The following is a 25,268-nucleotide window of genomic DNA, read 5'->3' on the forward strand; positions in this document are numbered from 1 at the left end:
AAAACATAATAATTATGTTTAAAAAGATAATTTTGTTATTTGTAATAGTAGCTATTGCAACAACATCGTGTAACAAAGACTTTTTGGAAACAAAACCAACAGATGCTATTTCTTCTGGAGATGCATTAGCATCTGCCGAGAATATGGCACTAATTCTAAATGGCCTACATCGTTTATTATATGCTCAGCCTCAAACTATGCTTTCTGGGGGAGATAGTTACAGATCAGGAAATCATTATTGGGTTCCTTTAGAAGATAATTTGGCAGGAGGCGTAATTCACAGTGCTAGGGCAAACAATTTGGGTTGGCAAGACGAAACACAATGGATTTCTCATAACCAGGAAACATCTTTGACAACTGAACAGTTGTGGTATCAACGTTACCATATCATTGCCAGTGCCAATGCCATTATAAATAAAGCAGCTGAAGGCATTATCCCTGAAGATGAAAAATTTAAAGAAATTTTAGGACAAGCTTATACTTACAGAGCATATGCCTACCTTTCATTGGTTCAGCATTACGCTAAAGGCTATCTAATTGGCAACCCGGCTTCAGATCCTGGTGTCCCTTTGTTATTAGCTTCTGAAGCTCCTTTTACGAGTGAGCCCAGATCTACTGTTAAAGCAATATATGATCAGTGTATGGCAGATGTTAATAGTGCGATTGATTATTTCAAAGGTGCGACTCCAAGGCCAACGGGTAATGCATATGACAAATCTCAGCTAAACATTGACGTTGCGTATGGTTTAAAAGCTCGTATTGCATTAAATATGGGAGAATGGAGAACTGCAGCCGATGCAGCGGTGTTAGCACGTAAAGATTATCCTATTATGGATCAAGATGATTATTATTCAGGGTTTAATTCAACCTTACTTCCTGAAGTTATGTGGGGAAGTAACGTAATTTCTACTGAAACGACTTATTTCCGTTCTTATTTTTATTTAATGAGTAATACATTTGCTGGAAGCCAAAACCGAAGTAATCCTAAGATAATGGATAAGAGGTTATACGATCAAATTCCAGATACCGACTATAGAAAAGGATTGTTCTTAAAAGATGCTCCAAACTCAAATACTTCTGCGTCTAATGGCGAGGGTGGCTGGAAAAACAACACAAACCCATTATACACAACTGAAGCTGAATTTAAAGCAGAGATTAAGAGACTTACAAGTGTTTACGGGTGGGCTTCCAACCAAAATACGCACCCATATATGCACGTAAAAATGAGAAATAAAGCACCTGGAACTACTGATCCGGATGATATTATTCTAATGCGTTCTTCTGAAATGTATTTGATTGAAGCAGAAGCAGAAGCAATGTTAGATAATGTTGACGCTGCACAAGATGCGTTAAAAACATTAGGCGAAGAACGCGATAGTGCTTATGATGTTACTATGTACGATACGAAAGAAAAATTAATGGAACACATTAAGTTCCAGAGAGCATTGGAATTATGGGGAGAAGGATTCCTTTACGTTGATAAGATACGTTGGGATGAAGGAATTGACCATGCTGCAAACGGTGGTTCCGGAGCATCTCAGGACTTGTATCAAAGCGGGTTTCAACAAGCTAAACCATCAACTAATAAAGAGTGGATATTTAAAATTCCTCAGAAAGAAATTGATGCGAATCCAAATTTAGGTCCTGGAGATCAAAATTAAAGTTATATTTTAATAGACGTTTGAATATTAGATAAGAAGGCTGTCCTAATTGATTAGGGCAGCTTTTTTAGTTAGAACGGATACAAAGTCCCGGTATTTGCACCTATTGGGCGTTCCTACGAATTGTTAAATCCCGGGCAAGCTAGCGTTTATCTCAGACCTTGGTTGGTTGGTAGGATGGATACATACCGCAAATGTGTCAAGCCTTTTGTCTTCTTCTGAAAACCCCTGCCTGAGCCAAAGCCATAATCAGAACTCCCAGAACCGTTATAAATCCGCCAATCAGCTGATGGCGAAGCGGTAGCGTTCCAAAAAACAGGAAGGCTCCGAGTAGCACAAAAACACCCTTTGTGCTTTGTACGATGGACGAACGAGATGCTTCAATGTAGCGGAACGAGTAATAAACGGTTAAAATGGCGGTAAATTCAAGAACGGCTCCAATCAATGTATTTTTGACGGCCGTTGCTGAAAAGACAGTCGATTCTCCCATCACAAAAAACATAATAACTGAGAAGGTAAGGAGCCACACCGAACGGTTTAGGTTCAGTAGCTCGGGACTAAGCTTTTGCACGTGGGCTTTCACCACCAGGGTTGTGATAGTTGCAAAAATGGCATTGAAGAAAACCACTCCTGTCCCTTTGATAAAAATGGTTTCGAGTGTGGTGCCACCACTGTAACTGATCACAAAAGCACCGGCCAGCGCCAGAAAACCACCCATTATTTCGATAGGTCCAAAACGTTCGTGTAAAATAAAAATGCCGCCCAACATCACCATCACCGGGTAAAGATTCCCGAGAAAAGAGGTGACCGAAGGATCGGGGATGATATGAATGGACAGGAAAAACAGAGTGGTAGTGGCAATCTCGAGCAGGCCGAGCGTTAGCAGGGTAACTACCTGTTTGCGGGATAAGTGTGCTACTTGTTTTAGCTTTTTGTTGAAAAGGGCAAACACAAAACAGGAGAGCGCAACCACCAGGTACCACAAACTTCCAAATTGTGCCAGCGGTATCTCATTCAGCGCCGCTTTGCTAAAAATGTAAACATTTGAAAAAGCCAGGGTGGCTACCAGTGCAAAGAAATAGCCCTTAAAAGTATTCGACTTCATTTGTTCAGATTGAGGAGATAAAGATAGGAAAAATGAATTCGGAGTGATACCGGAAGTTCTGATTGGGGGGCGTGACGGATTTTCCTTTTTTATTTCAGAAAAAGAATAGAAGAACTCCGCGTCCTCTGTGGTTAAAAAATCAAAGAAACCGCAGAGTAAAACAGAGAGAAAAGTACAGAGTGCCACAGAGATTCAGCAGGGAGTAAGATTTGCATGCTCTTCCAATTGTAGTCGGTGAGCTTAACTTGGCCTGCTGATTTTAAACTGATTTTTAAACCTTCAGTAAGCCGGGGCCTGTATGTAGCAGTAATTTTCAGATTACATTATCTTTGTTGGTAATTAGAAGTGGGAGCACTTTCGTTAATGATTCCATAAAACCTGATAAATAAATAATTATGTTGCCAAAAATTAATCCGATAGAAACAAAAGCCTGGCAGAAACTCGAAGAAATGTATTTCGATTTCGAAGGCACACATATGAAAGACCTGTTTGCCAAAGACGCCGGCAGGTTTGAAAAATATTCACTCAAATTTGAAGACATCCTGGTGGATTTCTCCAAAAACATTTTGGATGAGGATGTAAAAGCAACATTGCTCGAACTGGCAGAAGAGTGTGGTTTGAAAGGTGCCATTGAAAGCATGTTTACCGGAGAAAAAATCAATGCAACAGAAGATCGTTCGGTGTTGCATGTTGCTTTGCGTAACCGGAGCAACACTCCTGTTTTGGTTGATGGAAAAGATGTGATGCCCGAAGTAAATGCCGTGCTCGACCAAATGAAAGCTTTCTCTGAAAAAGTAATTTCGGGAGAGTGGAAAGGGTATACCGGCAAAACAATTACGGATATCGTAAACATTGGTATCGGCGGTTCAGACCTGGGACCGTTGATGGTAACCGAAGCGTTGAAGCCCTACAAAAACCATCTGAAACTGCATTTTGTGTCGAACGTGGACGGTACGCACATTGCTGAAACCCTAAAAGCGGTTGACCCGGAAACTACCTTGTTTATTGTGGCTTCCAAAACCTTTACCACACAGGAAACCATGACCAACGCCAATTCGGCCAAAGACTGGTTCCTGGCATCAGCAAAAGATATTTCCGAGGTGGCAAAACATTTCGTAGCGGTTTCTACCAACGCGGAAGCTGTTGCTGCTTTTGGAATTGACACTGCCAACATGTTCCGTTTCTGGAACTGGGTGGGTGGCCGTTATTCGTTGTGGTCGGCCATTGGTTTGTCGATCGTACTGGGCATTGGATTTGATAATTATGTGGCTTTGCTCGAAGGCGCTCATGCCATGGATAATCATTTCCGTGAAAGTGATTTTGATAAAAACATCCCGGTAATCCTGGCTTTGATTGGCATTTGGTACAATAATTTTTACGGTGCCGAAACCGAAGCGATTTTGCCTTACGATCAGTACATGCACCGTTTTTCAGCCTACTTCCAGCAGGGGAATATGGAAAGTAACGGAAAATATGTTGACCGCAACGGAGAACAGGTGGACTATCAAACCGGACCAATCATTTGGGGAGAACCCGGAACAAACGGTCAGCATGCTTTTTACCAGTTGATTCATCAGGGAACCAAATTGATTCCTTGTGATTTTATTGCTTCGGCTATCAATCACAACCAGTTGGGCGATCATCATAAGAAATTGCTGGCAAACTTCTTTGCACAAACCGAGGCGATGATGGTGGGTAAAACCGAAGAACAGGTAACAGCCGAATTAAAAGCTGCCGGGAAATCGGATGCCGAAATCGCTGCTTTGTTACCATTCAAAGTATTCCTGGGGAACATCCCAACCAACTCGATTTTGGTGAAAAAACTGACCCCGCATGTGTTGGGTGCTTTGATTGCCATGTACGAACATAAAATATTTGTACAGGGTGTTATCTGGAACATTTACAGTTTTGATCAGTGGGGAGTGGAGCTTGGCAAGCAGTTGGCCAACGCTATTTTACCGGAACTCGACGGTGATGGTAAAGTTACAGGACACGACGCTTCCACCAACGGTTTGATCAATGCCTGGAAAGCGATGAAATAATTTTCTGAACAGAAACGTTTCAAAACATACAAAGACTGGCTAAGATTTTTAGTCAGTCTTTTTTATTTTTTACAAAAGAGTTGTTGTTTAAGCAAGCTTTGTGGTCAGCTTTTCAAATGTTTTTTTACAGGACGCGCCCTCGTATAAAATTTCATAAACCGTTTCTGAAATCGGCATATCTACCTTGTATTTCTGATTGATTTTATGAATGGAAGCAGCTCCATAATAACCTTCTGCAATCATGTTCATTTCCCACTGCGCCGCTTTTACCGAATAACCTTTCCCGATCATGGTTCCAAACATACGGTTGCGGCTAAACTGAGAGTAGGCGGTTACCAGCAGGTCGCCCAGATAAGCCGGGCTTTTAATGTCGCGGTTAATGGGATGAACGGCGTCTACAAAGCGCTTGATCTCCTGAATGGCACGCGAAATAAGTACCGCATGGAAATTATCGCCATAGCGCAGTCCGTGGGCAATTCCGGCAGCAATGGAAACCACATTTTTTAGTACCGACGAATATTCGGTTCCCCAAATGTCGTCGGAAAGGGTCGTGAAAATGTATTCACTCTGAACCAGCTGCGCAAATTTCTCGATGCGTTCGTCATCGGTTCCGGCAATGGTCAGATAAGATAGTTTTTCAAGCGCAACCTCCTCGGCATGGCATGGGCCGGTTATCACGCCCATCATGTCGAAAGGCACGCTAAAGTGCTTGTTCAGGTACTCAACAACCAGCAGGTTCTCTTCCGAAACAATTCCTTTTATACCCGAAAGAATATACTTATCGCTGAGGTCGGTTTTTAGTCCTTCTAAAATAACGGGTAAGAAGGCCGAAGGAATGGCCAGTACCAGGATATCAGATTCGTCGGTGATTTTATTGATGTCGCTGTAAAAGGTAATCCTTGAAGTGTCGAATTCCACGTCTCTTAAATAACGCGGATTGTGACTGTATTTTTGAAAGGCTTCGATGGTTTCTTCTTTTCGGATAAACCAGTTTATCTCCCCCACATTTTCCAAGAGTATTTTTGCTATGGCAGTAGCCCAGCTGCCGCTCCCAATAACGGCAACCTTGTCTGTTTTAATATTCATCTCTTTTCCCCTTTGGCGCAAAAATACAATTTGTAAAGCCAAATCAAGAATGATTGCAGGGAAACAAGCTCGTTTTATTGAATAATAAACCATAAGTTGTTAAGAAAGAAATTCTGCCGGATGGCTTGAATTACCTCATAAAATGTATATTAACGGTCCGAAAATAACGCCAATAAATAATCACCTATGGAGAAATATATTTTGTCGCTCGATGCGGGTACTACCAGCAGCCGCGCCATCCTTTTTAATCATTCCGGAGAAATAATAGAAGTCGCGCAACAGGAGTTCGAACAGATTTACCCAAAGCCGGGCTGGGTAGAACACAATCCTGAAACTATTTGGGAAACGCAGCTGAAAGTGATGCAGGAAGTCATTCGGAAAGCTGCGATAAAAGCAGAGCAGGTGGAGGCCATCGGGATAACCAACCAGCGCGAAACAGCCATCGTTTGGAACCGCGAAACCGGGAAGCCGGTGTGCAATGCGATTGTTTGGCAAGACCGCCGTACGGCTGAATTCTGTGATGAACTAAAAGCGAAAGGATGGGAGAAAAGCGTTGCCGAAAAAACGGGGCTGGTAATCGATGCCTATTTCTCAGGAACAAAAATAAAGTGGATACTTGACAACGTAGAAGGAGCACGTGAACTGGCAGCCAGCGGAAAACTGGCTTTTGGAACCGTTGATACCTGGCTGATCTGGAAACTGACAGGCGGTAAGCAGCATATTACCGATGTGAGCAACGCCAGCCGTACCATGATTTACAATATCCACGACCTGAAATGGGACACCGAATTACTGGAATTGTTAAACATTCCTGAGAGTGTTTTACCCGAAGTAAAACCAAGTAGCCAGGTTTACGGGAAAACGTCGGTGGATTGTTTAGGGATTGAAATTCCGATTGCAGGGATTGCCGGCGACCAGCAGGCGGCCATGTTCGGGCAAATGTGTATGAACGAAGGGATGGTGAAAAATACTTATGGTACCGGTTGTTTTGTGATGATGAATACCGGGGAAAAGCCCATCGCTTCCAAAAACAAACTGCTGACAACCATCGGCTGGCAAATAGGCGATAAAGTTACTTATGCACTTGAAGGCAGTATTTTTATTGGTGGGGCCGTGGTTCAGTGGTTGCGCGATCAGTTGGGAATTATTAAATCTTCGTCGGAAATTGAAGCGCTTGCCCGTGAGGTGGACGATAACGGCGGAGTTGTATTTGTGCAGGGATTTGTCGGACTTGGAGCACCGCACTGGGACCAGTATGCCACCGGAGCTATTATTGGGCTGACACGCGGTACCGGAAAAGCGCACATTGCGAGGGCGGCGCTCGAAGCCATTGCTTTCCGCTCCATGGAAGTAATCAATACCATGGTGCTCGATTCAGGGATTGCCCTGAACGAACTGCGTGTGGATGGCGGCGCAGCGGTTAACGACCTGCTGATGCAAATTCAGGCCGATTCAATTTCAACCACGGTGGTGCGCCCAAAAGTAACTGAAACAACAGCCTTGGGAGCTGCTTACCTGGCAGGTCTGGCCACGGGATACTGGAGCAATGTCGAGGAGTTGAAAAATCAATGGCAGGTGGATAAAAAGTTTGCCCCTTCCAACGATACGCGTTTTATGGAAAAGACCATAAAAAACTGGAACAAAGCTGTGGAGCGCAGCAAATCGTGGAGCATGGAATAATGACCTTTGACAATTAAATTTGAAAACTATTAGAACCGATTTATATGTTAACTGAACTTTTTGGCGAGTTTCTAGGAACAGCCATTCTTATTCTGCTCGGAAACGGAGTGGTAGCCAATGTTAATCTGAAAAATACAATTGGAAACAGCAGTGGCTGGATTGTTATTACTACAGGATGGGCGCTGGCCGTTTTTACCGCCGTTTTTATGACTGCCGGTTTAAGCGGCGCACATCTGAATCCGGCTGTGACGATAGGTTTGGCTGCCGCCAGCCAGTTTGCGTGGATAAAGGTGCTTCCTTTTATTCTTGCGCAAATAGCCGGAGCCATGTTTGGAGCACTTATGGTGTATTTGTTTTACATCGATCATTTTAAAATAACCACTGCTCCCGGAATGAAAAGGGCCTGTTTCTGCACGGCGCCTGCCATTGCCAACACCAAAAGCAATTTCTTCTCGGAAGCTATCGGAACTTTTGTGCTGGTGCTTGGTGTATTGCTGATTACTGTGCCAGAATTTCAATTGGAAGGAATGAACTCCACGAAAGTAGGGTTGGGATCGTTGGGAGCCATGCCGGTTGCCCTGGTGGTTTTTGTTATTGGCCTTAGTTTGGGAGGAACCACGGGGTATGCCATTAACCCTGCCCGTGATCTCGGTCCGCGGATCGTTCACGCCTTATTGCCTTTGAATGCAAAAGACGATAATGGCTGGAAATATGCATGGGTACCGGTAATGGGACCGGTTGCAGGATGTTTTCTGGCCGCTTTTACACATATGTTGATAGTATATTTGCTGCGGTAGTGAGCTTTTTTCACCCATGGTTGTTACTGTAGTTAAACTTAGAGTAAAATAATATGCCACACAATTTAAGCGACAGTTCGATTCGTTTGAGAGAAATGATCGAAAAAGCGATTGAAGACCACAAAATCACCCGCGATGAGTACGACAAGATCCTCAACATTGCCACGGAAGATGGTTTTATTGATGCGCACGAACAAGCCCTGCTCAACGAACTCCAACAGATGATCGAAGACAAGGTAGTGCGTTTCGTAATCTGACAAAAAGTATGAAGCGCTTTCTGAAAAGAATTGGAATTTTGCTGACATTGCTGATGTTGGGTGTATTGGCTTATACCTACATCAGCTTTAACTTTTATGCTCCCAAAGATCCAAACGTGGAAGTTGACACGCAAAGTCTGGCTTATTTTCAGGATTCGTGGGTTGAATGCCGCGATGCGTTTCGTCAGCAGGCAGAAAATATGAAAAGCCGCTTCGACAGTGTCGAGGTTTTTTCTGTTTCGTTGGAAAGCGCAACCGACGACGATCTAACGATTGATTTTTGCTATGTTCCGCCCCGCGATACCACCGAAAAACTGGTGGTGCTAGTTTCAGGCACACACGGTATTGAAGGTTATGTGGGCAGTGCCGTTCAGCAAATGTTAATGGCCGATTTTTTTCAGCCTGAAATGTTCTCAAACACAGGTGTTTTACTTGTGCACGGGCTGAATGCCTGGGGATTTAAACACCAACGTCGCTTTTCGGAAAACAACGTAGATCTGAACCGGAATTTTAGCCTCGATCGTTCGTTATTCGAAACGCAAAACGATGGCTTTGTGGCGCTTTACGATATGCTGACCCCAAAAGGGGAATTGAATATGAACAGCATCGGCAATCGCTTTTTTATGTTGAAAGCCATTCGCAAGATTGCGCAAAAAGGGATGCCGGCATTGTTGCAGGCTTTTGCCCAGGGGCAATACCAGTATCCTGAAGGGATTTATTTTGGCGGGCAAAACTTTGAACAACAGGTGGAAATTCTGACCCGGGTTTTAAGTGAAAAAGCAAGTCCTTACCATATGCTTCTGAATCTTGACCTTCATACCGGTTTTGGCGAGCGCGGAGAGTTACATCTTTTCCCAAATCCGGTGGATGATTCGGTGCTCAAACACAGCATGGAGAAAGTGTTTGATGGTTACCGCATTGATTGGGGAGATTCCGATGATTTTTACACGGTTCACGGACAGATGGTGGAATACATCAGCAGTTTGTTTCCCGGGAAATTATCGATGCCGATGCTGATGGAGTTTGGAACGCTGAATACGGGAAGTACCGTGGGAGCTGTTAAATCGGCACATATTTCGATTGTCGAAAACCAGGGGGCACATTATGGTTACAAAACTCAGCAAGACAGTTTAAAGGCAAAAGCCGGTTATTACGAAATGTTTTACCCGCCGTCGGAAGAATGGCGCACCAATGCACTCCACGTTTCCAAAGCAATGATGGGAAATATCTGGAAAAACTTCCAGGAATTATAATGCTTCTGATTTCTACTTGAGAATATATGCCACAATCACACCCAGGTAGTTTCCAACGGCGTACCCTGCAATTCCCACAAACATACCGGTTAAAATCACTTCCCTGTTTTTAAGAGCCGAAGCTACTACCGGTACAAACGGAGGCGAGCAGATCAGCGCACTTCCGGATATGATAACCGTGTCGGCATCGATCTTAAAAATACGGGCAATGGCTGCGTGAAGGAAATGAGAACCAAACATGGCAATTCCCACATAGTAAAACAAGGAGATGGAAATATCGGCCAGTTTGCTAATATCGGCCATGGATGCAACCGCCACACAGAAAATGAGGATGAGGTACATGCCCAGCTGAAAGGTTTTTTTGATCTTGCGGATACGCGGAACAAACGACAGGGCAATCCCAAAAGTGGTGACAAAAATAACCACGGCGGCATTGGCAAAATCGTCGGAGAAAAGCTTGCTGAGCAAAAAACTTACGCCTAAAATAGCGACCGAAATTCCAAAGGCACCCAGCAAAGGCCAGAAAACGTCTTTCTTAAAAAATCCGTCGTACGATTCATAATCTTCTGCGAGATCAATTTCCTCGACATCAGCTTTTCCTGTATTCTGCGATTTATACGGTGGCAGAAACCACAAAAACACCTTTTGTCCAATGGTGAAGATGAATATCAGGTAAATGGCTCCAAGCGTCATTTCGTAGGTATGCGTGAGGATGTAAATTTCCTGCGAAACATTAAGGGCGGTTTTTATGGCCGCCATATTGGGCGTTCCACCGGTATACACGCCTACGAGCATTCCCGAAACTTTCCAGATTTCTTCAATACTTCCCCTGAACATCCAGAACCCGACAAAAACCATCAGCAAAACCGTGAACAAACCGATAATCAGCGAGCCTACCGCATCTTTTGCCTGACGCATCCATTTTTTTACATCCAGCGAAAACAGGATCAACGGCAGGCAAAGCATAATGGGGATACTCGAAAACAGGTCCTGTAAAAACGAGATCGTATTTCTCGACATATCCTGCTGGGTCACCAATCCTTCGGCCAGGTATTCGCGCATTTTGCCGAAGGGGATGTAAATCGATCCTTCCACCAGCGCATGATAGGCCGGGGAAACTTCGGGGAGTACGCCCACATTCCCGATAAAAATACCGAGCCCGTAGCAAATCAGAACGGCTCCGATTTTTTTGGCCAGCGAATAGTTGTTTTCCAAATAAATAATAATGACAGGGGCTATAACAAACAGAAAGATGATCAGAAAGAAATGTGTATCCATCCTAAAACGTTCAGTTTAATGGGGTGTAAAGATATTAGAAAGAGTGATTCGGACAAACTTTTATAATAGAGTGCACGGCTACTACTTGTTTGAAAAACATTAATTATTCACGGTTTTCAATATCCAGTCACTTATCGATTTTAAAACTTCGGGATCGATGGTTTCTTCAATCTGTGCATACTCAGACGTTGCTCCACTTGTACAAGGCTGAAACAAGTGATTGTGCGCTTCAAAACGAAGCGTATCCACCTGTGCGTTTCCGCCCGAAGCGATTGCCTCGTAGATTTTGGAAAGGTTGGAAGCCGGCACCTGCACATCTTTGGCTCCGTTAAGCGCCAGCACGGGGCATTTAACTTTGGCAAGGGTTGGCTGTGGATCGTAGGTCAGAAAATAACGGAACCAGCGGGAATTTACATAGGCAATCTGATCATCCACTTGTTTTTTCATGCCATCATTCATTCCGGCATACATTCCCTGGGTGAGCTTTGTGCGCAATTGTTCGGCGGCTTTGTCCGCATCCGGTTCATTTCTGAGCACATCGAACATAAGTTTCTGCACCATTTTGTTTTGCTGAATCGAAAAATCGGGCAAGCCTTCCGCTTTTAGCGAGAGGTCATTTTGTTCGTACAGAACTTGTTCTCCCGCGATTCCCGGTGCTGCCAGCAGAACAATAAAAGCTACATCGCTGGAAGATGTTGCCGCCATGGGGGCGATCAATCCTCCTTCGCTGTGTCCGATCAGCCCGATTTCTTTTGGATTGATTTCTTTCCGGTTTTTCAGGAAATCAACACCTGCCAGGGCATCGGTGGCAAGCTCCTGACTGGTGGAAGAAAGGATATCTCCTTCTGAACCGCCCACTCCCCGGTCATCTACCCGCAAAACGGCAATTCCGTGCCGGGTGAGGTAATCGGCAATTACCGCAAAGGGCTTGTGCCCAAGAATCGTTTCATCGCGGTCCTGCGCCCCTGTTCCGGTGATCAGCACTACTGCCGGACAATTTTTTCCATTCAGGGGCAGCGTGAGAGTCCCGGCCAGTTTTAACCCCGTTCCCGGATGCGTGTATTCAACTTCTTCCGAAAGATATGGGTACGGCGGAAGGGGTGTTTGCGGCCGCTTTGGTTCTGCTACTTCCCCTGCTTTTTTCAGGTTCAGGTTGAGCGATAGCCCGTTTTGTTGCCACTTGCCGGTTATGGAATCTGAAGACACAAACTTCCCTGTGTAATTACCCCGAATAGTGGGGATGTTCATTTCAATGCTGTCGCCTTTGGTGGTGATTTCACCCTCAATATTGGCTGCCCCCTGAAGTGGAACATCCATCTTAACATCGTACTTTCCGTCGGCCTGGCTTATCTTGAAAATAAGTTCTAGTTTTCCGGTTGGGAATGACAGTTTCCCCGACCAGTTTCCGGAAACATCAGCATTCTGTGCTTGAATTTTTCCAACAGAAAAAACAAGGAGGATGAGAAAAGAAAACGGACAGAGCAGACTTTTCATCGGAGTTTATTTTGATTATTGTTTTTTCAATGGTTTAATCTCTTTTAACAGGAGTTCCAGCGCCGGAGAAGCCATGCCTCCGTGATCAAATCCATCCAATTCCAAAAGCTTGGTGTGCTGATGTCCGGCCACCTTCATCATGCGGTACATGTAAGCATTTTCTTCGTAACGGCCAAGCATTTCCAGTTCGCGGTCGCCGGTGATTAACACAAGCGGCGGAGCGTCGGCACGAACAAAATAAAGCGGTGCCAGTTCGTCAACAACGGGTTGGGTTCCCTCAATGCCTCTTTCTTTGCGCACCGTAAAATGCGTGATGGTATGCCCGCTAAAAGGTACCAGCAAAGCAATATCATCGGCATCTACGTTGAACTTCGCCAGGTAGTGTTTGTCCAGTCCAATCATCGAGGAGAGGTAACCTCCGGCCGAGTGCCCCGAAACAACGATCTTCTCTTTACTGCCACCGTATTTCTCAATATTGTTGAAAGTCCAGGCAACGGCGGCCGCAGCGTCCTCAATGTAAACCGGGCTTTTTACTTTGGGCGACAAACGGTAATTCACGGCTACCACCGCAATGCCTTTTTCTTTTAATGTTGCGGGAATCGATTTCTCGCCGCCTGTTAATCCGCCGCCGTGAAACCACACCACGGTAACAAAATCCGTAGTATTTTCGGGGTAATAGAGATCAAGTTTACAACGTTCATTTGCATACTCCGAGGTTTCACTTTCAGGAATGTATGAAATATTTTTAACTAAAGTATAGGTAATCTCCTGTGCAATTGAAGATTGGAAGCTAATTGTCAGGAAAATAAATAATAGGAGCAGGTTCTTTTGCATATTAATCGTTTTGATTCTTAACTAAAGTACAAAAGTATTTGTAACATGGGAATGATAATATTCTAAACGCTGAAAGTTTAATCCGGACAGTAATCCACTTTCTAAAAAAAAAATTGTTCCCCGTTTGAAAAGATGTGATAAATTGTAATTTTATGAGTTATAATACATCATAAATATTGGCACGTGAATAAAAACCTTTTGATCTACGTTGTTGAAGATAACAAGCTATTCAATAAGATAGTAGTTGATTATCTACAAAAACAGGGTTTTAGAAGAATCAAATTCTTTTATAACGGACAAGATTGTTTAAATGCAGTAAAAAGTGGAGAACATCCTGATATTGTGATCCAGGATTACCATTTGGAGGATTCGACAGGAATAGCTGTATTGCAGGCGGTAAAAAAGAGAAGCAAATGTTCGGAGTTTATCTTTTTAACAGCGAATGAAGATATGGAAGTGGCTGTGAATTCGATAAAATACGGAGCTTTTGACTATATCATTAAGGACAACGATCTGGCTTTGAAAAAGGTGTACAATAAAATTGAAAAAATATCAAAAATGCTGGAATTAGAGAAGCGTAACCAGCTTATTCAGAGGATGATGGTTGTAATTCTGATTGTTCTTGTTACCATCACAATTCTAATGGTATTACATGGCGTTTTCGATTTGTTTGGTTTAAAGAGATAACAGTTATAATAAAAAATGCGGTAAGTTTTTACCGCATTTTTTATTTGCTATCAATACTGAAGCTTTTATTGTGTAAGTCTTTCCAGACGTTTCATAATCGTAAAAATGAAAGCAGCCGAGAGCAGACAGCAAACCACAAAAATGGCCCACAATTGCCAGATCTCGATCTTGTCCCAGAAGAAACTTCCGATTCCAAGCAGTTTGTTCCCAACGGCTGTGGCAAGCAACCAGCCACCCTGCATCAATCCCTGGAAGCGTGGAGGAGAAACTTTCGATACAAATGAAAGTCCCATCGGGCTCAGGAATAATTCTGCCACGGTAAGGATTAGGTAACTGTTCATCAACCAGTAGGGCGATATTCTTGAAGAATCCGGAACCGGGCTTCCACTCAGTTCAAATGGCGAAACGATATCAAGCGATCCAACTACCATTAACAGGAATCCGAAGGCAGCAATGATCATCCCGATACCAATTTTGCGTGGCGTGGATGGCTCTTTGCCACGGTCAGACAGCCAGGTGAAAATACCCGAAACCAGGAAGGTCAGCGAAACAATAAATAGCGGGTTAAACGATTGGAATACTTCGGGTTGAATGTCGTTGTTTCCTGCTGCTTTGTTGTAGAGGAAAAAAGCCAGAATGCCGAACGCAATGGTCATTGCCAGCCCGATCACACGTTGTTTGGAAGTTCCTTTACGAACCAGCAACACAATACCGGCAATTAAGCCAATAACTGACAATATATTTTCGAGTTCGAAAAACAAATAAGTAAACGGACCAACTGCTTTAACGGTATAGTCGCGGGCAAAGAAGGTCATCGTAAGTCCGTTCTGGTGGAACGACATCCAGAAGAAGATTACCACCCCGAAAACCAGCAATAACGCTGTAATTCGTGGTCTTTCTTCTTTGGTCGAAATACTTACGATCCAGGTAATAAAGGCTGCAAATAAACCCACGGCAAAGCCAATTCCGGTGTCGATTCCCAGGATAAAGAATAACGAAGTTACCGCTGCCATAACTGTCAGTGAAAGGAAGATCTTCAGCAGGCTAACATTGGGCTCGTTTTTGTTTTCTGATTTAACCACTTGCTTGTTCGGAAGAAGACGGTTAAAGAAAATATAAACCGCCAGCGAAATAAGCATGGCACCGGCAGCGACTCCAAAGGCATAATTATACCCTTTCGAGAAAACATCGATGTAGTTTTGGGCAAAAGCCGCAAGATCGGTAACCGGTCCGTTCATATTGGCCGCGTTGGCAAGCTGCTGAAAGGTTTCGGTATCTTTAATCGTACCGTTCAGCATTTGGTGACACATGGCCGGTAAACTTCCATCGTGATGAAGACCGTTTGTTTTTAACCACCAGTTACGGGCTGCATTGGCTGCAAAGGGGGCAAAAAAGGCACCCACGTTAATACCCATGTAGAACAACAAATAGGCTTTGTCTCGTAATTTTTCGTACTGCGGGTTATCGTACATCTGGCCTACAACAGCCTGCAGGTTGCCTTTAAAAAGGCCGTTCCCCAAAGCTATGGTAAACAGAAAGATTACTGTAGTGGTCAGGCTCATTCCCGGAATCGCCATCATAATGTAGCCCAGGAACATAATGACAATTCCCACCATAATAACCAACTTGTAACGTTTGGTTGCGTCGGCAATAATACCTCCCAGCAACGCCAGTGCATAAATGGCAAAATAGAACCAGCTGTAAATACTGCCGGCTGTTTCTGCATTTACATCGTACTTAGCCTGGAGGAAAAGGACCAGGATGGCCATCATGGTGTAAAAGCCAAAGCGTTCTCCCATGTTGGCAAAAAAGGCTACAATAAGCCCTTTAGGATGATTTTTGAACATATAGGTATGGTTTTTGATTTTTATTACAACTTTTCAAAATCGAACAAATATAAAATACTTTTTAAGTTGATACACTGGGTAAAGGTCAGCTTCCACAAATTTCCTGAACCTGATGCCTATATTTTTGTAATTTTGATAAAAAAGCCGTCGATGAAACTTTTCTCCACACAACAAATTGCCCAACTGGATCAATACACCATCCAACACGAACCCATTGCTGATATCGATCTGATGGAACGTGCCTCGCTGCAAATTACGAACTGGATCGTTCAGCACTTTTCTGCCGAACAAAGGATGATGCTTTTTGCCGGGCCGGGAAACAACGGAGGCGACGCACTGGCCATAGCTCGTCAGCTGGCCGGGTTGGATTACCTCTGTGAAGTTTATTTGCTCGATTTTGAAAAGGAACTCAAAGGTTCTCCATCCATTAACTGGCAACGTCTGGAGGAACAGGGCCTGGTAAAACTGTCGCGCATCCGGAAAGTGGAAGACTTTCCCGTGTTACAGGAAGGAGATGTGGTCTTGGACGGTTTGTTTGGTTCCGGATTGAGCCGTCCACTGGAAGGTTTTCCGGCTGAAGTAGTTGATTTTTTGAACCAGGCCACCAACAGCATTATTGCCATCGATATTCCCAGTGGATTGATGGGAGAAGACAATACCGGCAACACCGAGCACATTATCCGGGCCGATTTTACGCTGACCTTTCAGTTTCCGAAAATCAGTTTTTTGCTGGCCGAGAATGAGCAATACCTTGGGCGTTGGAAAGTGCTGCCCATTGGTTTGCATCCCGATGGAATTGAAAAGGAAAAATCCCTTTTCCATTGGCTGGAAAAAGAGGAGGTGCAGAAAATGATCCCGGTGCGATCAAAGTTTGAGCACAAGGGAACCTTGGGGCATGCTTTGCTGATTGCCGGAAGTTTTGGCAAAATGGGGGCGGCTGTGCTGGCTTCAAAAGCTTGTTTGCGGGGGGGAGTTGGTTTGCTGACCACGCATATTCCACGGTTGGGCTATTCCATTTTGCAAACAGCGGTGCCCGAGGCAATGGCCAGTGTCGATCAGCACGATTCGGTTTTTACCGAGTTCCCCAAACTGGAACCTTATTCTGCCATTGGAGTGGGGCCCGGTCTCGATCAGAAGCAAAACACGCGGAAAGCTTTGTGTGCCTTGCTCGAAAGTGCAAAAGTTCCCCTGGTGATAGATGCCGATGCTTTGAACATCCTTTCCCTGCAAAAGGAGTGGTTGGAGAAACTTCCCGAAGGTTCAGTTCTGACGCCGCATCCGGGAGAGTTTCGGAGATTGGTGGGAGAAACCGAAAACTCATACCAGAATATTCAAAAGCAGCTGGAGTTTTCAAAGAAGTACCGTTGCGTGGTGGTTTTAAAAGGTGCCTGCACATCGATTTCGCTGCCCGACGGTCGGCTGTTTTTTAATTCAACGGGTAATCCCGGTATGGCAACTGCTGGCAGCGGCGATGTACTTACTGGTGTGATCCTTGGCTTGCTGGCGCAGCGAATGTCGCCGGAAGATGCTGCACTAACGGGCGTTTTTCTTCACGGTCTTGCAGGAGATATGGCTGCCAAAAAGCGAAGCGAATTTTCGTTGATTGCCGGAGACCTTGTTGAAGAAATGGGGAAGGCTTTCCGAAAAATAATAAATTGAGAACATATTATTTCTTTCCCCTTCGCGTTTAACAATAAAATTGCTGATTATATTTGTTGGCACATCTAAAACTTCTAAAAATGCAAATACAAGGCGTTGTATTCGACTTTAACGGGACACTCTTCTGGGACACCGAACTTCAGAACCGTTCGTGGGATGAATTTCTGGTAAATTACGGTTTGGAACTCAGTGCGGAAGAAAAAGATACCTGGATGCACGGGGTGAATGCAAAAGATACTTTCGAGTACCTGTTTAAACGTCCTTGCAGCGAAGAAGAAGTGGATCGTTTGACGGAAGAAAAAGAGGTGATTTACCGCAGAATGTGCCTGGAGCAGGGCATGGAATGGGCGCCAGGAGCATTGGAACTGATTCACTTTCTGAGAGAAAACAATGTGCCGGTAGCCATTGCCACGGCATCGGCCAAAAACAATGTCGAGTTTTTTATTCAGCACATGGGTTTGCTGGATTATTTCAGCCGCGACCGTATTATTTTCAACGACGGGACCAGCCGCGGAAAACCGCATCCCGATCTTTTTAACAAAGCCATTCTTGCGCTGGGACTCTCTGCTTCCGGTGTAACCATTTTCGAAGATTCAATATCGGGTGTGGAAGCTGCCCGCAATGCCGGGGCTGCCAATGTGGTGGTGGTAAACGGCACGCCCGAACGATTCGGTAAATACAATTATTCCATCATCACGCACTTTGAGCAGGTTGACCGGAATGTTTTTCTGAATTAGGGCTGATCGCAAACTTTCCTGATAGCGGTTTGGATTTTCTGCAGCTTCGTTTCATGCAGAAAAAATGAAAACAACTGAAAATAATGCACCCTTCGACTCCGCTCAGGATGACTGTCAGACTGAGCGGAGTCGAAGTCTGACAACGTTTTTCAATCTGCAATCGTTAATCGATATTCATCATTCATCGCTCCTTTCTGATTCAACCGATTTCGATGGTTTCATTCATCTTTTTCGAAGGTGATTTTTGTATGCTGCTTTTGCGTACATTTGCCTCACTGTTAAGCAGAACATGAACGATAAAAATTACATAGCCAAAACCCGGACTGCCTGTTTCTACAGGGAGAAGATGCTCATGTTCATGTTTATCTTTTCCGAACTCTGATTTCCCGGTTCCACTTCTAACCCCGTTTTTCATTCGTTCATTGTTAAATGCTGAACTGTTTTTATGGAACCTTATTACAACTGGTTGAATTCGCTGGTGAACAGGAACAAAACCGAATTTGCTGCGTGGAGCGATCTGAAATGGCTGAATACCTACAACGCCCGCGAAGCCCAGGAAAGAAGAGACGAACTTACCGCCAAGCTAAACGGTAACCTGCTTTTTAAAGACACAAAACCTTACTACAACCGGATTTCGGGCGGGTGCAAATTGTGCGGTCTGGGGCAGTGGAGTTGTTTGTTTATAACCGGCAAGTGCAATGCTTCGTGTTTTTACTGTCCGGCCTCGCAGCTTTCTGACGATGTGCCCACCACCCAGAACCTGACATTTGCAAATTCGCAGGCTTATGCTGAATACATCAATCATTTCAATTTTAAGGGAGTGAGTTTTAGCGGGGGAGAGCCTCTTCTGTTTTTCGACCGCACGCTGGAGTATTTAAAGCAGGTAAGAAAGAGGTGCAAACCCGAAGTTTATACGTGGATGTACACCAACGGAATTCTGGGTGAAACGCAGAAATTTCGGAAACTGGCGGCAGCCGGGATCAACGAGGTGCGTTTTGATATCGGAGCTACCGGATTCAGCCTCGATAAGTTAAAGCTAGCCAAAGGGATCATTCCCAATATTACCATCGAAATTCCGGCGGTACCGGAGCGAAAAGACCAGCTGATAAAGTTGCTTCCGCAAATGATCGAAGCCGGGGTGACTAACCTGAACCTTCATCAGCTGCGCTTAACTACGCACAATGTGAAACATTTGAGCAAAAGAAACTACACTTACATTCATGCAGAACATCCGATTGTGCTGGAATCGGAATTAGCCGCGCTTGAAATACTAAATGCCGCCCGTGAAAAGAGCCTGGATATCGGCATCAACTATTGCTCGTTCTATTTCAAAAACCGCTTTCAGAAAGCCGGTTTCAGAACCCGATTGGCACATGCTTTGGCCGGCCCCGATGAGGTGCTCACCCCAAACGGCTACATTCGCGAATACGATGGAAAAGCTCTTTCCTACAAAGCTTTCAGAATATTTGATGTGAAGCCTGAAACAAATACCGTGAATGAATTTGAACTGGCAGGGAAGAAATATTTCTACTTAAAAGAGCAAGTGTTGAAACCTACTTTGATTGACGATGAAGACCGAAAGCCGGTGGAGGATTTACTGGCCCGCGAGCCGGAGCAAATTCCAACTGATCCCTTGTTATTCCGGATTTGGCAGCTGGAGTATGTGGAAAGAGGTTTGCGTGAGTATTGATATCGTTGTCAAGGATTAGCTTTCACGCAAAGAGTGCAAAGAGTTTTTGAGATCGCAAAGGAAATTCCAGTAATCGATGTTTTGCGTGCTTTGCGCTTCTTTCTTTGCTTTGCGAGAACCTGTTTTAGATACAATTTTTGAAGTCTTAAATAAGATTGGTCCATTTCCCCTGAAGCGTTGTTTTCTGACTGGCTTTTTCCAGCATCTCAAGGAAGTTTTTTCGGGGAATGGGTTTGGCTCCCAGGCTTGCTAAGTGGCCGGTGGGCTGTTGTGCATCGATAAATGCAAACTGATGTTTCAGCGCAAATTGAACCAGGTGATAAAAGGCTGCTTTGCTGGCATCGGTTTTGGTAAAAAACATCGATTCTCCAAAAAAGCAGTTGCCAAATGAAAGACCGTATAAACCACCCACCAGCTTTCCTTCAAAATAGCTTTCAAACGAATGGGCGTATCCAAGCTCGTGCAGTTTCACATAGGCTTCAATAATATCGTTTGTGATCCACGTTTCATCCTCATGACTTCTTTTGATCTTGCTGCAGCTGGTAATCACTTCGCGGAATGCGGTATCAACCCGCAATTCAAAAGTTCCTTTATTGATCACCTGCCGTAGACTTTTGTTGAGCTTAAACTCCTGGGGCAGCAGCACCATTCGGGGATTGGGCGACCACCACAGAATGGGTTCGTCTTCGCAAAACCACGGAAAAATCCCCTGGAGGTAGGCGGATAACAGGAACTCGGGCGTGAGTTCTCCGCCCATGGCTATCAGTCCTTCATCATCGGCTAAATTCGGATCGGGAAATTCTATCATCAGGCGCAAATATAGGAAATCGGGTTGCCAGTTGGTAGCTCAAGCGCTTTGTTTTTGCTTTTAACCTGTGTCGCATTGAATTTTCGTGGCCGCATCAAAATAATTTTGATATTTTTGATGTTCTACTAAAAATATCTTGTTTTACTATTGAATTGGATAAAGTAAGGTAGCGTAAACCGAAGTTCAGATAACAAAAAATGACAGAGATGTACAGAATGAATGCAAAGAAATACCTGGTGCTCGCACTGGCACTGCTGATTGTTATTCCGTCTTTTGGACAGAAAAAAAAGAAAGAAGATGAAACAGGTGTAACCCCTTATTTTGTGGAAGGAATTACCTACGCTTTGCCGCGTACCGGTATAAAACTGCACATTGAGGCTGTTCGTGAAAAGTTCGAGCCGGGGCCTTATGCCGCTTATGCCGAACAACTGTTGGGAATTAAAGATGCCCAAACGCGTCCTTCTTCCAAATGGGTGGTTTCGGAAGTGAAAATCAAAACCTTTTCAGAACCCGATCCCGAGCAGGTCCACAAAGCATTGGGTGACGGCGCTTTGTTAGTGAGCTTGGCAGCCAATGGTTGCATTGCCGGTATTAATTCGGCTGGCACAGAAGCGCTTCCCGAGATCTGCATGTCGAACAAAGCGGCTCAAAAGCCCGATCGTGAAGATGGTTTTTCTTTTGATTATTTTTCCGATACACCTTTTGTGATCCAGGGAGATTCTTCAAATAATTTCAGACCCACAAAGGTGAGTGTGGAGCAGAAAGCTACCGAAGCTGCCCGACGTATCCTGAATGCCCGCATGAACCAGTACGACCTGGCAGCATTGCGGATCGACGGTGAATACCCGGACGGAAAAGCTTACGAGGTAAGTCTGAAAGAACTGAAAAGAACAGAACAAAACTACATTACGCTGTTTGTGGGAAGAACCACGTATAAAAAAGAAAGCTTTAGCGTTGACTATGTTCCCGGGGCAAAAGATAAAAATCCGGCGGTGGTTTTCCGCATTTCGGATGAAAACGGGGTAGTTCCTGCCACCGATTTATCCGGAAAACCGGTGATGATCGAGTTGGAAGCTGTGCCCGGTTTGGCCGAACAGTATACAAGCAATGCAAAATCAGATAATCCGGAATCCGGAAGCAGTGGTGTTTATTACCGGATGCCGGGTGTGGCCAACATCAAAGTTTCTTACGAAATGAATACGCTGGCAACCGCGCGCGAAACCATCGCACAATTGGGCGTGGTGGCGCCTTTGCCTGAAGAACTGCTAAACGGTGCTTATGCAGTCAGTTTTCACCCCGAAACAGGAGCGATCAAATCAGTTGAAAAGAAATAAGAACAACAAAGGGTAGTCGGAAGGCTGCCCTTTTCTGTATCGTCATTTTGGCGGTATTTAATTTTTCTTATTTTTATCTGCTCAGAAAAATTCATTTAAAATTATAGGTATGACAAATGCGATTAAGCAGACTCTTCGCGATTCGAAGAAGGCAAGATGGACTGCCCTGGTAATATTGTCCTTTACAATGTTCGCCGGGTACATGTTCACCGAGGTAATTTCGCCTCTTAAACCAATAATGGAGCGCACGCTGGCCATGAACAGTTCCGACTTTGGTTTTATAACCAGCGCTTATGGTTTATTCAACGTATTTCTGATGATGTTGGTGATCGTCGGTATTTTACTCGACAAATTCGGAATTCGTTTTAGTACCATTAGCTCGGCATTGATCATGATTATTGGTGGGGCCATTAAATTTGCCGCCTTTAAAGGATTGATCGGAAGTCCGGATGCGACTATTCATATTCCGCTTGTGGATCTGGATTTAACCACCCAGGTTTTCTGGGCCGGATTTGGTTTCGCCGTTTTCGGTGTAGGTGTGGAATATGCCGGAATCACCGTTTCGAAAGCTGTGGCCAAGTGGTTTAAAGGAAAAGAAATTGCCCTTGCGATGGGTATGCAGGTGGCCATTGCCCGTGTAGGTTCGTTTGCTCCGCTCGCATTTGGTGCCAAAATCGCCAATACATACGATGTGCCTACTACCATTCTTATTGTGGTGGTGTTCCTGATTTTGGGTCTTGTCGGCTTCTTCTATTACAACATCATGGATCGAAAACTTGATGCAGAAATTGTAGTGGAAGACGGCGCGCACGGCGATGACTTTAAATTCTCTGATTTGCTGGTAATTGTTGGAAACTGGGGATTCTGGCTGATTGCACTGTTGTGCGTGTTCTTTTATTCCACCGTTTTCCCGTTTTACAAATACGGCCCCGATTTAATGGTGAACAAGTTTGGCGTTAGCGAAGACTGGGCAGGATTCTTGCCAAGTTTGGTGCCTTTCGGAACCATGTTGCTCACACCCATCTTCGGAAGTATTTACGACAAAAAAGGGAAAGGTGCTTCGATCATGATCCTGGGAGCTGTTTTGCTGATCATCGTTCACGGTATTTTCTACCTGCCTTTTATTACCAGCGTAGTTGCTGCTTTCTTTAACGTAATTCTGTTGGGTATTGCATTTTCGCTGGTGCCATCAGCCATGTGGCCATCGGTTCCGAAAATTATTCCTGAAAGACAATTGGGAAGTGCTTATGCCTTTATATTCTGGGTACAAAACTTTGGCTTGTGGGGAATTCCGCTCGCAGTAGGTATCGTGCTCGATAAAACCAACCCGGGAGTAGCCGAAGCAAAAGCTGCAGGCGAAGCTATCAATTACGATTACCAGACAACCTGGACCATTTTTGTGGTGCTGACCGTTCTGGCATTAATTACCGCCCTTCTGCTGAAATTGGAAGATAAACGCAAAGGCTACGGATTAGAATTGCCCAACATCAAACAATAATGAATGTTGGAGGTTTTAGATAGACAAACAATTTAAATTACAGTTTACATGACACAAATTAAAGATATACAACCCACCGAGGTTTGGAGTGTTTTTGACCAGATGCTGCAAATCCCTCGTCCGTCGAGGCACGAAGAGAAAATTCAGGAATGGGCGGTAAAATTTGGTGAAGACCTGGGACTGGAGACCATCAAGGATGCAGTCGGTAATGTGATCATCAAGAAACCCGCAACGCCGGGAATGGAAAACCGGAAAACAGTCGTGATTCAGGGACACCTGGACATGGTTCCGCAAAAAAACAGCGACAAGGAACATGATTTTGTGAACGACCCCATTGAAGCATATGTTGATGGCGACTGGGTAACCGCCAACGGAACCACTTTGGGTGCCGATAACGGAATCGGTGTTTCATCGGCGATGGCGGTGCTGGCCTCGACTACGATCAAGCACGGGCCCGTTGAAGTGTTGCTGACTGCGACCGAAGAAACCGGCATGGACGGAGCCAACGGTTTAAAAGCCGGCTTGCTGGATGCCGATATTCTGATTAATACCGATACCGAAGACGAAGGCGTTTTTAGTGTTGGATGTGCCGGTGGTATCGATGTAACCGCTACGTTCAAAAACAAAACAAAAAAGGCCGATAAAAAATACGCAGCCTATAAACTGAGCATTACCGGTTTAAAAGGCGGACACTCGGGAGTGGACATTCACCTGGGGCGCGGAAATGCCAACAAGGTGTTCTTCCGTATTTTGAAAGCTGCCGGTGAGCAGTTGGGGGTAAAACTGGCCGATATTCAGGGCGGAAGCCTGCGCAACGCCATCCCGCGCGAAGCCTTTGGTGTGGTGCTGGTTAAACCGAAAAAGGCCGAAGCACTGGCTGCTTTGGTGGCCGAAATCGGTGAAGCGGTAAAAGCCGAACTGATCAATGTGGAGCCGGGCTTGTCGGTAACGTTGGAAGAAACCGAATTGCCAAAAACAAGAATGGCCGGATCGTTGCAGAAAAAGCTGACCAACGCTGTATGGGCCGCTCCTAACGATGTGGTTCGGATGAGCGACTCTATGCCCGGAACCGTGGAAACATCCACCAACCTGGCCATTGTGAAGTCGGATGATCAGAAAGTGGTGGCTTCCTGTCTGGTTCGCAGTTTCTCTGAAACCGCAAAACTGGCGCTGGCTACCCGTTTGGAAGCTGTATTCTCGCTGGCAGGTGCCAAGGTAGAGCTGACAGGCAGCTATCCGGGATGGCAACCCAATGTGAACTCGGAAATCCTGGAAGAAATGAAAGGCCTGTACGAAAAACGCTTTGGCAAACAACCACAGCTGCTGGCGATGCACGCCGGACTGGAATGCGGTATTCTGGGGGCTACTTACACCAACTGGGACATGATTTCGGTGGGGCCAACCATCAAGTACCCGCACTCGCCCGATGAAAAAGTAAACATCGAAACGGTACAGAAATACTGGGATTTTCTGGTGGACACACTGGAGAACGTTCCTGTAAAATAAGGAGATGCGATTTTC

Annotated in this window: 21 protein-coding genes; 13 read left to right on the plus strand and 8 right to left on the minus strand. The window is 44.8% G+C overall.

What is annotated here, in order from left to right; translation table 11 throughout:
• Nucleotides 1–14 precede the first annotated feature (14 nt).
• On the plus strand, nucleotides 15–1,661 hold the full coding sequence (locus tag D1614_RS20215) for a RagB/SusD family nutrient uptake outer membrane protein (RefSeq protein WP_119439803.1): 1,647 nt from the start codon (nucleotides 15–17) through the stop codon (nucleotides 1,659–1,661).
• 199 nt (nucleotides 1,662–1,860) lie between these two features.
• Here the strand turns inward: D1614_RS20215 and D1614_RS20220 are convergent, their stop codons facing one another.
• Nucleotides 1,861–2,766, minus strand: coding sequence for a DMT family transporter (locus D1614_RS20220; protein WP_119439804.1), 906 nt, complete (start codon nucleotides 2,764–2,766; stop codon nucleotides 1,861–1,863).
• Nucleotides 2,767–3,161: 395 nt separating this feature from the next.
• Between D1614_RS20220 and pgi the strand changes: the two genes are divergently transcribed.
• Nucleotides 3,162–4,808, plus strand: coding sequence for a glucose-6-phosphate isomerase (gene pgi / locus D1614_RS20225; protein WP_119439805.1), 1,647 nt, complete (start codon nucleotides 3,162–3,164; stop codon nucleotides 4,806–4,808).
• 87 nt (nucleotides 4,809–4,895) lie between these two features.
• Here the strand turns inward: pgi and D1614_RS20230 are convergent, their stop codons facing one another.
• Nucleotides 4,896–5,894, minus strand: coding sequence for an NAD(P)H-dependent glycerol-3-phosphate dehydrogenase (locus D1614_RS20230; protein ID WP_119439874.1), 999 nt, complete (start codon nucleotides 5,892–5,894; stop codon nucleotides 4,896–4,898).
• Between the two features lie 186 nt (nucleotides 5,895–6,080).
• Here D1614_RS20230 and glpK point away from each other — a divergent pair, with 186 nt between their 5' ends.
• Genes glpK through D1614_RS20250 form a run of 4 tightly spaced genes read left to right on the plus strand, consistent with a single transcriptional unit; the run spans nucleotide 6,081 to nucleotide 9,881 of the window.
• A complete protein-coding gene (glpK, locus tag D1614_RS20235) occupies nucleotides 6,081–7,574 on the plus strand; it encodes a glycerol kinase GlpK (RefSeq protein ID WP_119439806.1) in 1,494 nt (497 codons plus the stop codon).
• Between the two features lie 44 nt (nucleotides 7,575–7,618).
• The gene (locus D1614_RS20240; protein ID WP_119439807.1) at nucleotides 7,619–8,371 is read left to right on the plus strand and encodes an MIP/aquaporin family protein; all 753 of its coding nucleotides are present in this window, start codon (nucleotides 7,619–7,621) and stop codon (nucleotides 8,369–8,371) included.
• Between the two features lie 53 nt (nucleotides 8,372–8,424).
• On the plus strand, nucleotides 8,425–8,628 hold the full coding sequence (locus tag D1614_RS20245; RefSeq protein ID WP_119439808.1) for a hypothetical protein: 204 nt from the start codon (nucleotides 8,425–8,427) through the stop codon (nucleotides 8,626–8,628).
• Nucleotides 8,629–8,636: 8 nt separating this feature from the next.
• On the plus strand, nucleotides 8,637–9,881 hold the full coding sequence (locus tag D1614_RS20250; RefSeq protein ID WP_119439809.1) for a M14 family metallopeptidase: 1,245 nt from the start codon (nucleotides 8,637–8,639) through the stop codon (nucleotides 9,879–9,881).
• Nucleotides 9,882–9,893: 12 nt separating this feature from the next.
• Here the strand turns inward: D1614_RS20250 and D1614_RS20255 are convergent, their stop codons facing one another.
• The 3 genes from D1614_RS20255 to D1614_RS20265 form a co-directional block, all read right to left on the minus strand.
• Nucleotides 9,894–11,159: a DUF819 family protein gene (locus tag D1614_RS20255; protein ID WP_119439810.1), complete on the minus strand. Its 1,266-nt coding sequence runs from the start codon at nucleotides 11,157–11,159 to the stop codon at nucleotides 9,894–9,896.
• A gap of 99 nt (nucleotides 11,160–11,258) precedes the next feature.
• Nucleotides 11,259–12,653, minus strand: a complete 1,395-nt coding sequence (locus D1614_RS20260; protein WP_119439811.1) for an alpha/beta hydrolase family protein — start codon at nucleotides 12,651–12,653, stop codon at nucleotides 11,259–11,261.
• A gap of 15 nt (nucleotides 12,654–12,668) precedes the next feature.
• Nucleotides 12,669–13,487 (minus strand): alpha/beta hydrolase, encoded by an 819-nt coding sequence (locus tag D1614_RS20265; RefSeq protein ID WP_119439812.1) that lies wholly within the window; start codon nucleotides 13,485–13,487, stop codon nucleotides 12,669–12,671.
• A 183-nt stretch (nucleotides 13,488–13,670) separates the two neighbouring features.
• On the opposite strand from D1614_RS20265, the gene D1614_RS20270 reads away from it, so the two are divergent.
• Nucleotides 13,671–14,174: a response regulator gene (locus D1614_RS20270; protein WP_162304586.1), complete on the plus strand. Its 504-nt coding sequence runs from the start codon at nucleotides 13,671–13,673 to the stop codon at nucleotides 14,172–14,174.
• 65 nt (nucleotides 14,175–14,239) lie between these two features.
• On the opposite strand, the gene D1614_RS20275 is transcribed toward D1614_RS20270, so the two are convergent.
• A complete protein-coding gene (locus tag D1614_RS20275) occupies nucleotides 14,240–16,021 on the minus strand; it encodes a peptide MFS transporter (RefSeq protein ID WP_119439814.1) in 1,782 nt (593 codons plus the stop codon).
• A 150-nt stretch (nucleotides 16,022–16,171) separates the two neighbouring features.
• Between D1614_RS20275 and D1614_RS20280 the strand changes: the two genes are divergently transcribed.
• Together D1614_RS20280 and D1614_RS20285 are read left to right on the plus strand one after the other, a co-directional pair.
• The gene (locus D1614_RS20280) at nucleotides 16,172–17,680 is read left to right on the plus strand and encodes an NAD(P)H-hydrate dehydratase (protein WP_119439875.1); all 1,509 of its coding nucleotides are present in this window, start codon (nucleotides 16,172–16,174) and stop codon (nucleotides 17,678–17,680) included.
• 80 nt (nucleotides 17,681–17,760) lie between these two features.
• Nucleotides 17,761–18,417, plus strand: a complete 657-nt coding sequence (locus tag D1614_RS20285; protein ID WP_119439815.1) for an HAD family hydrolase — start codon at nucleotides 17,761–17,763, stop codon at nucleotides 18,415–18,417.
• A gap of 199 nt (nucleotides 18,418–18,616) precedes the next feature.
• Here D1614_RS20285 and D1614_RS20290 read toward each other — a convergent pair whose 3' ends face one another.
• Complete coding sequence (locus D1614_RS20290) at nucleotides 18,617–18,832, minus strand: hypothetical protein (RefSeq protein ID WP_119439816.1); 216 nt, start codon at nucleotides 18,830–18,832, stop codon at nucleotides 18,617–18,619.
• 30 nt (nucleotides 18,833–18,862) lie between these two features.
• Between D1614_RS20290 and D1614_RS20295 the strand changes: the two genes are divergently transcribed.
• Nucleotides 18,863–20,107 carry a radical SAM protein gene (locus D1614_RS20295; protein WP_119439817.1) on the plus strand — a complete coding sequence of 415 codons (1,245 nt, stop codon included), beginning with the start codon at nucleotides 18,863–18,865 and terminating at the stop codon, nucleotides 20,105–20,107.
• Between the two features lie 145 nt (nucleotides 20,108–20,252).
• On the opposite strand, the gene aat is transcribed toward D1614_RS20295, so the two are convergent.
• Entirely contained in the window at nucleotides 20,253–20,915 is a 663-nt protein-coding gene (gene aat / locus D1614_RS20300; RefSeq protein ID WP_119439818.1) for a leucyl/phenylalanyl-tRNA--protein transferase, read from the minus strand.
• Between the two features lie 206 nt (nucleotides 20,916–21,121).
• On the opposite strand from aat, the gene D1614_RS20305 reads away from it, so the two are divergent.
• The 3 genes from D1614_RS20305 (at nucleotide 21,122) to D1614_RS20315 (ending at nucleotide 25,253) form a co-directional block, all read left to right on the plus strand.
• The gene (locus D1614_RS20305; RefSeq protein WP_162304587.1) at nucleotides 21,122–22,249 is read left to right on the plus strand and encodes a DUF4831 family protein; all 1,128 of its coding nucleotides are present in this window, start codon (nucleotides 21,122–21,124) and stop codon (nucleotides 22,247–22,249) included.
• A gap of 109 nt (nucleotides 22,250–22,358) precedes the next feature.
• Nucleotides 22,359–23,747 carry an MFS transporter gene (locus D1614_RS20310; RefSeq protein WP_119439820.1) on the plus strand — a complete coding sequence of 463 codons (1,389 nt, stop codon included), beginning with the start codon at nucleotides 22,359–22,361 and terminating at the stop codon, nucleotides 23,745–23,747.
• A 48-nt stretch (nucleotides 23,748–23,795) separates the two neighbouring features.
• Nucleotides 23,796–25,253 (plus strand): aminoacyl-histidine dipeptidase, encoded by a 1,458-nt coding sequence (locus D1614_RS20315; RefSeq protein WP_119439821.1) that lies wholly within the window; start codon nucleotides 23,796–23,798, stop codon nucleotides 25,251–25,253.
• Nucleotides 25,254–25,268 lie beyond the last annotated feature (15 nt).

The organism is Maribellus luteus (assembly GCF_003576475.1).
Lineage (GTDB): Bacteria > Bacteroidota > Bacteroidia > Bacteroidales > Prolixibacteraceae > Draconibacterium > Draconibacterium luteum.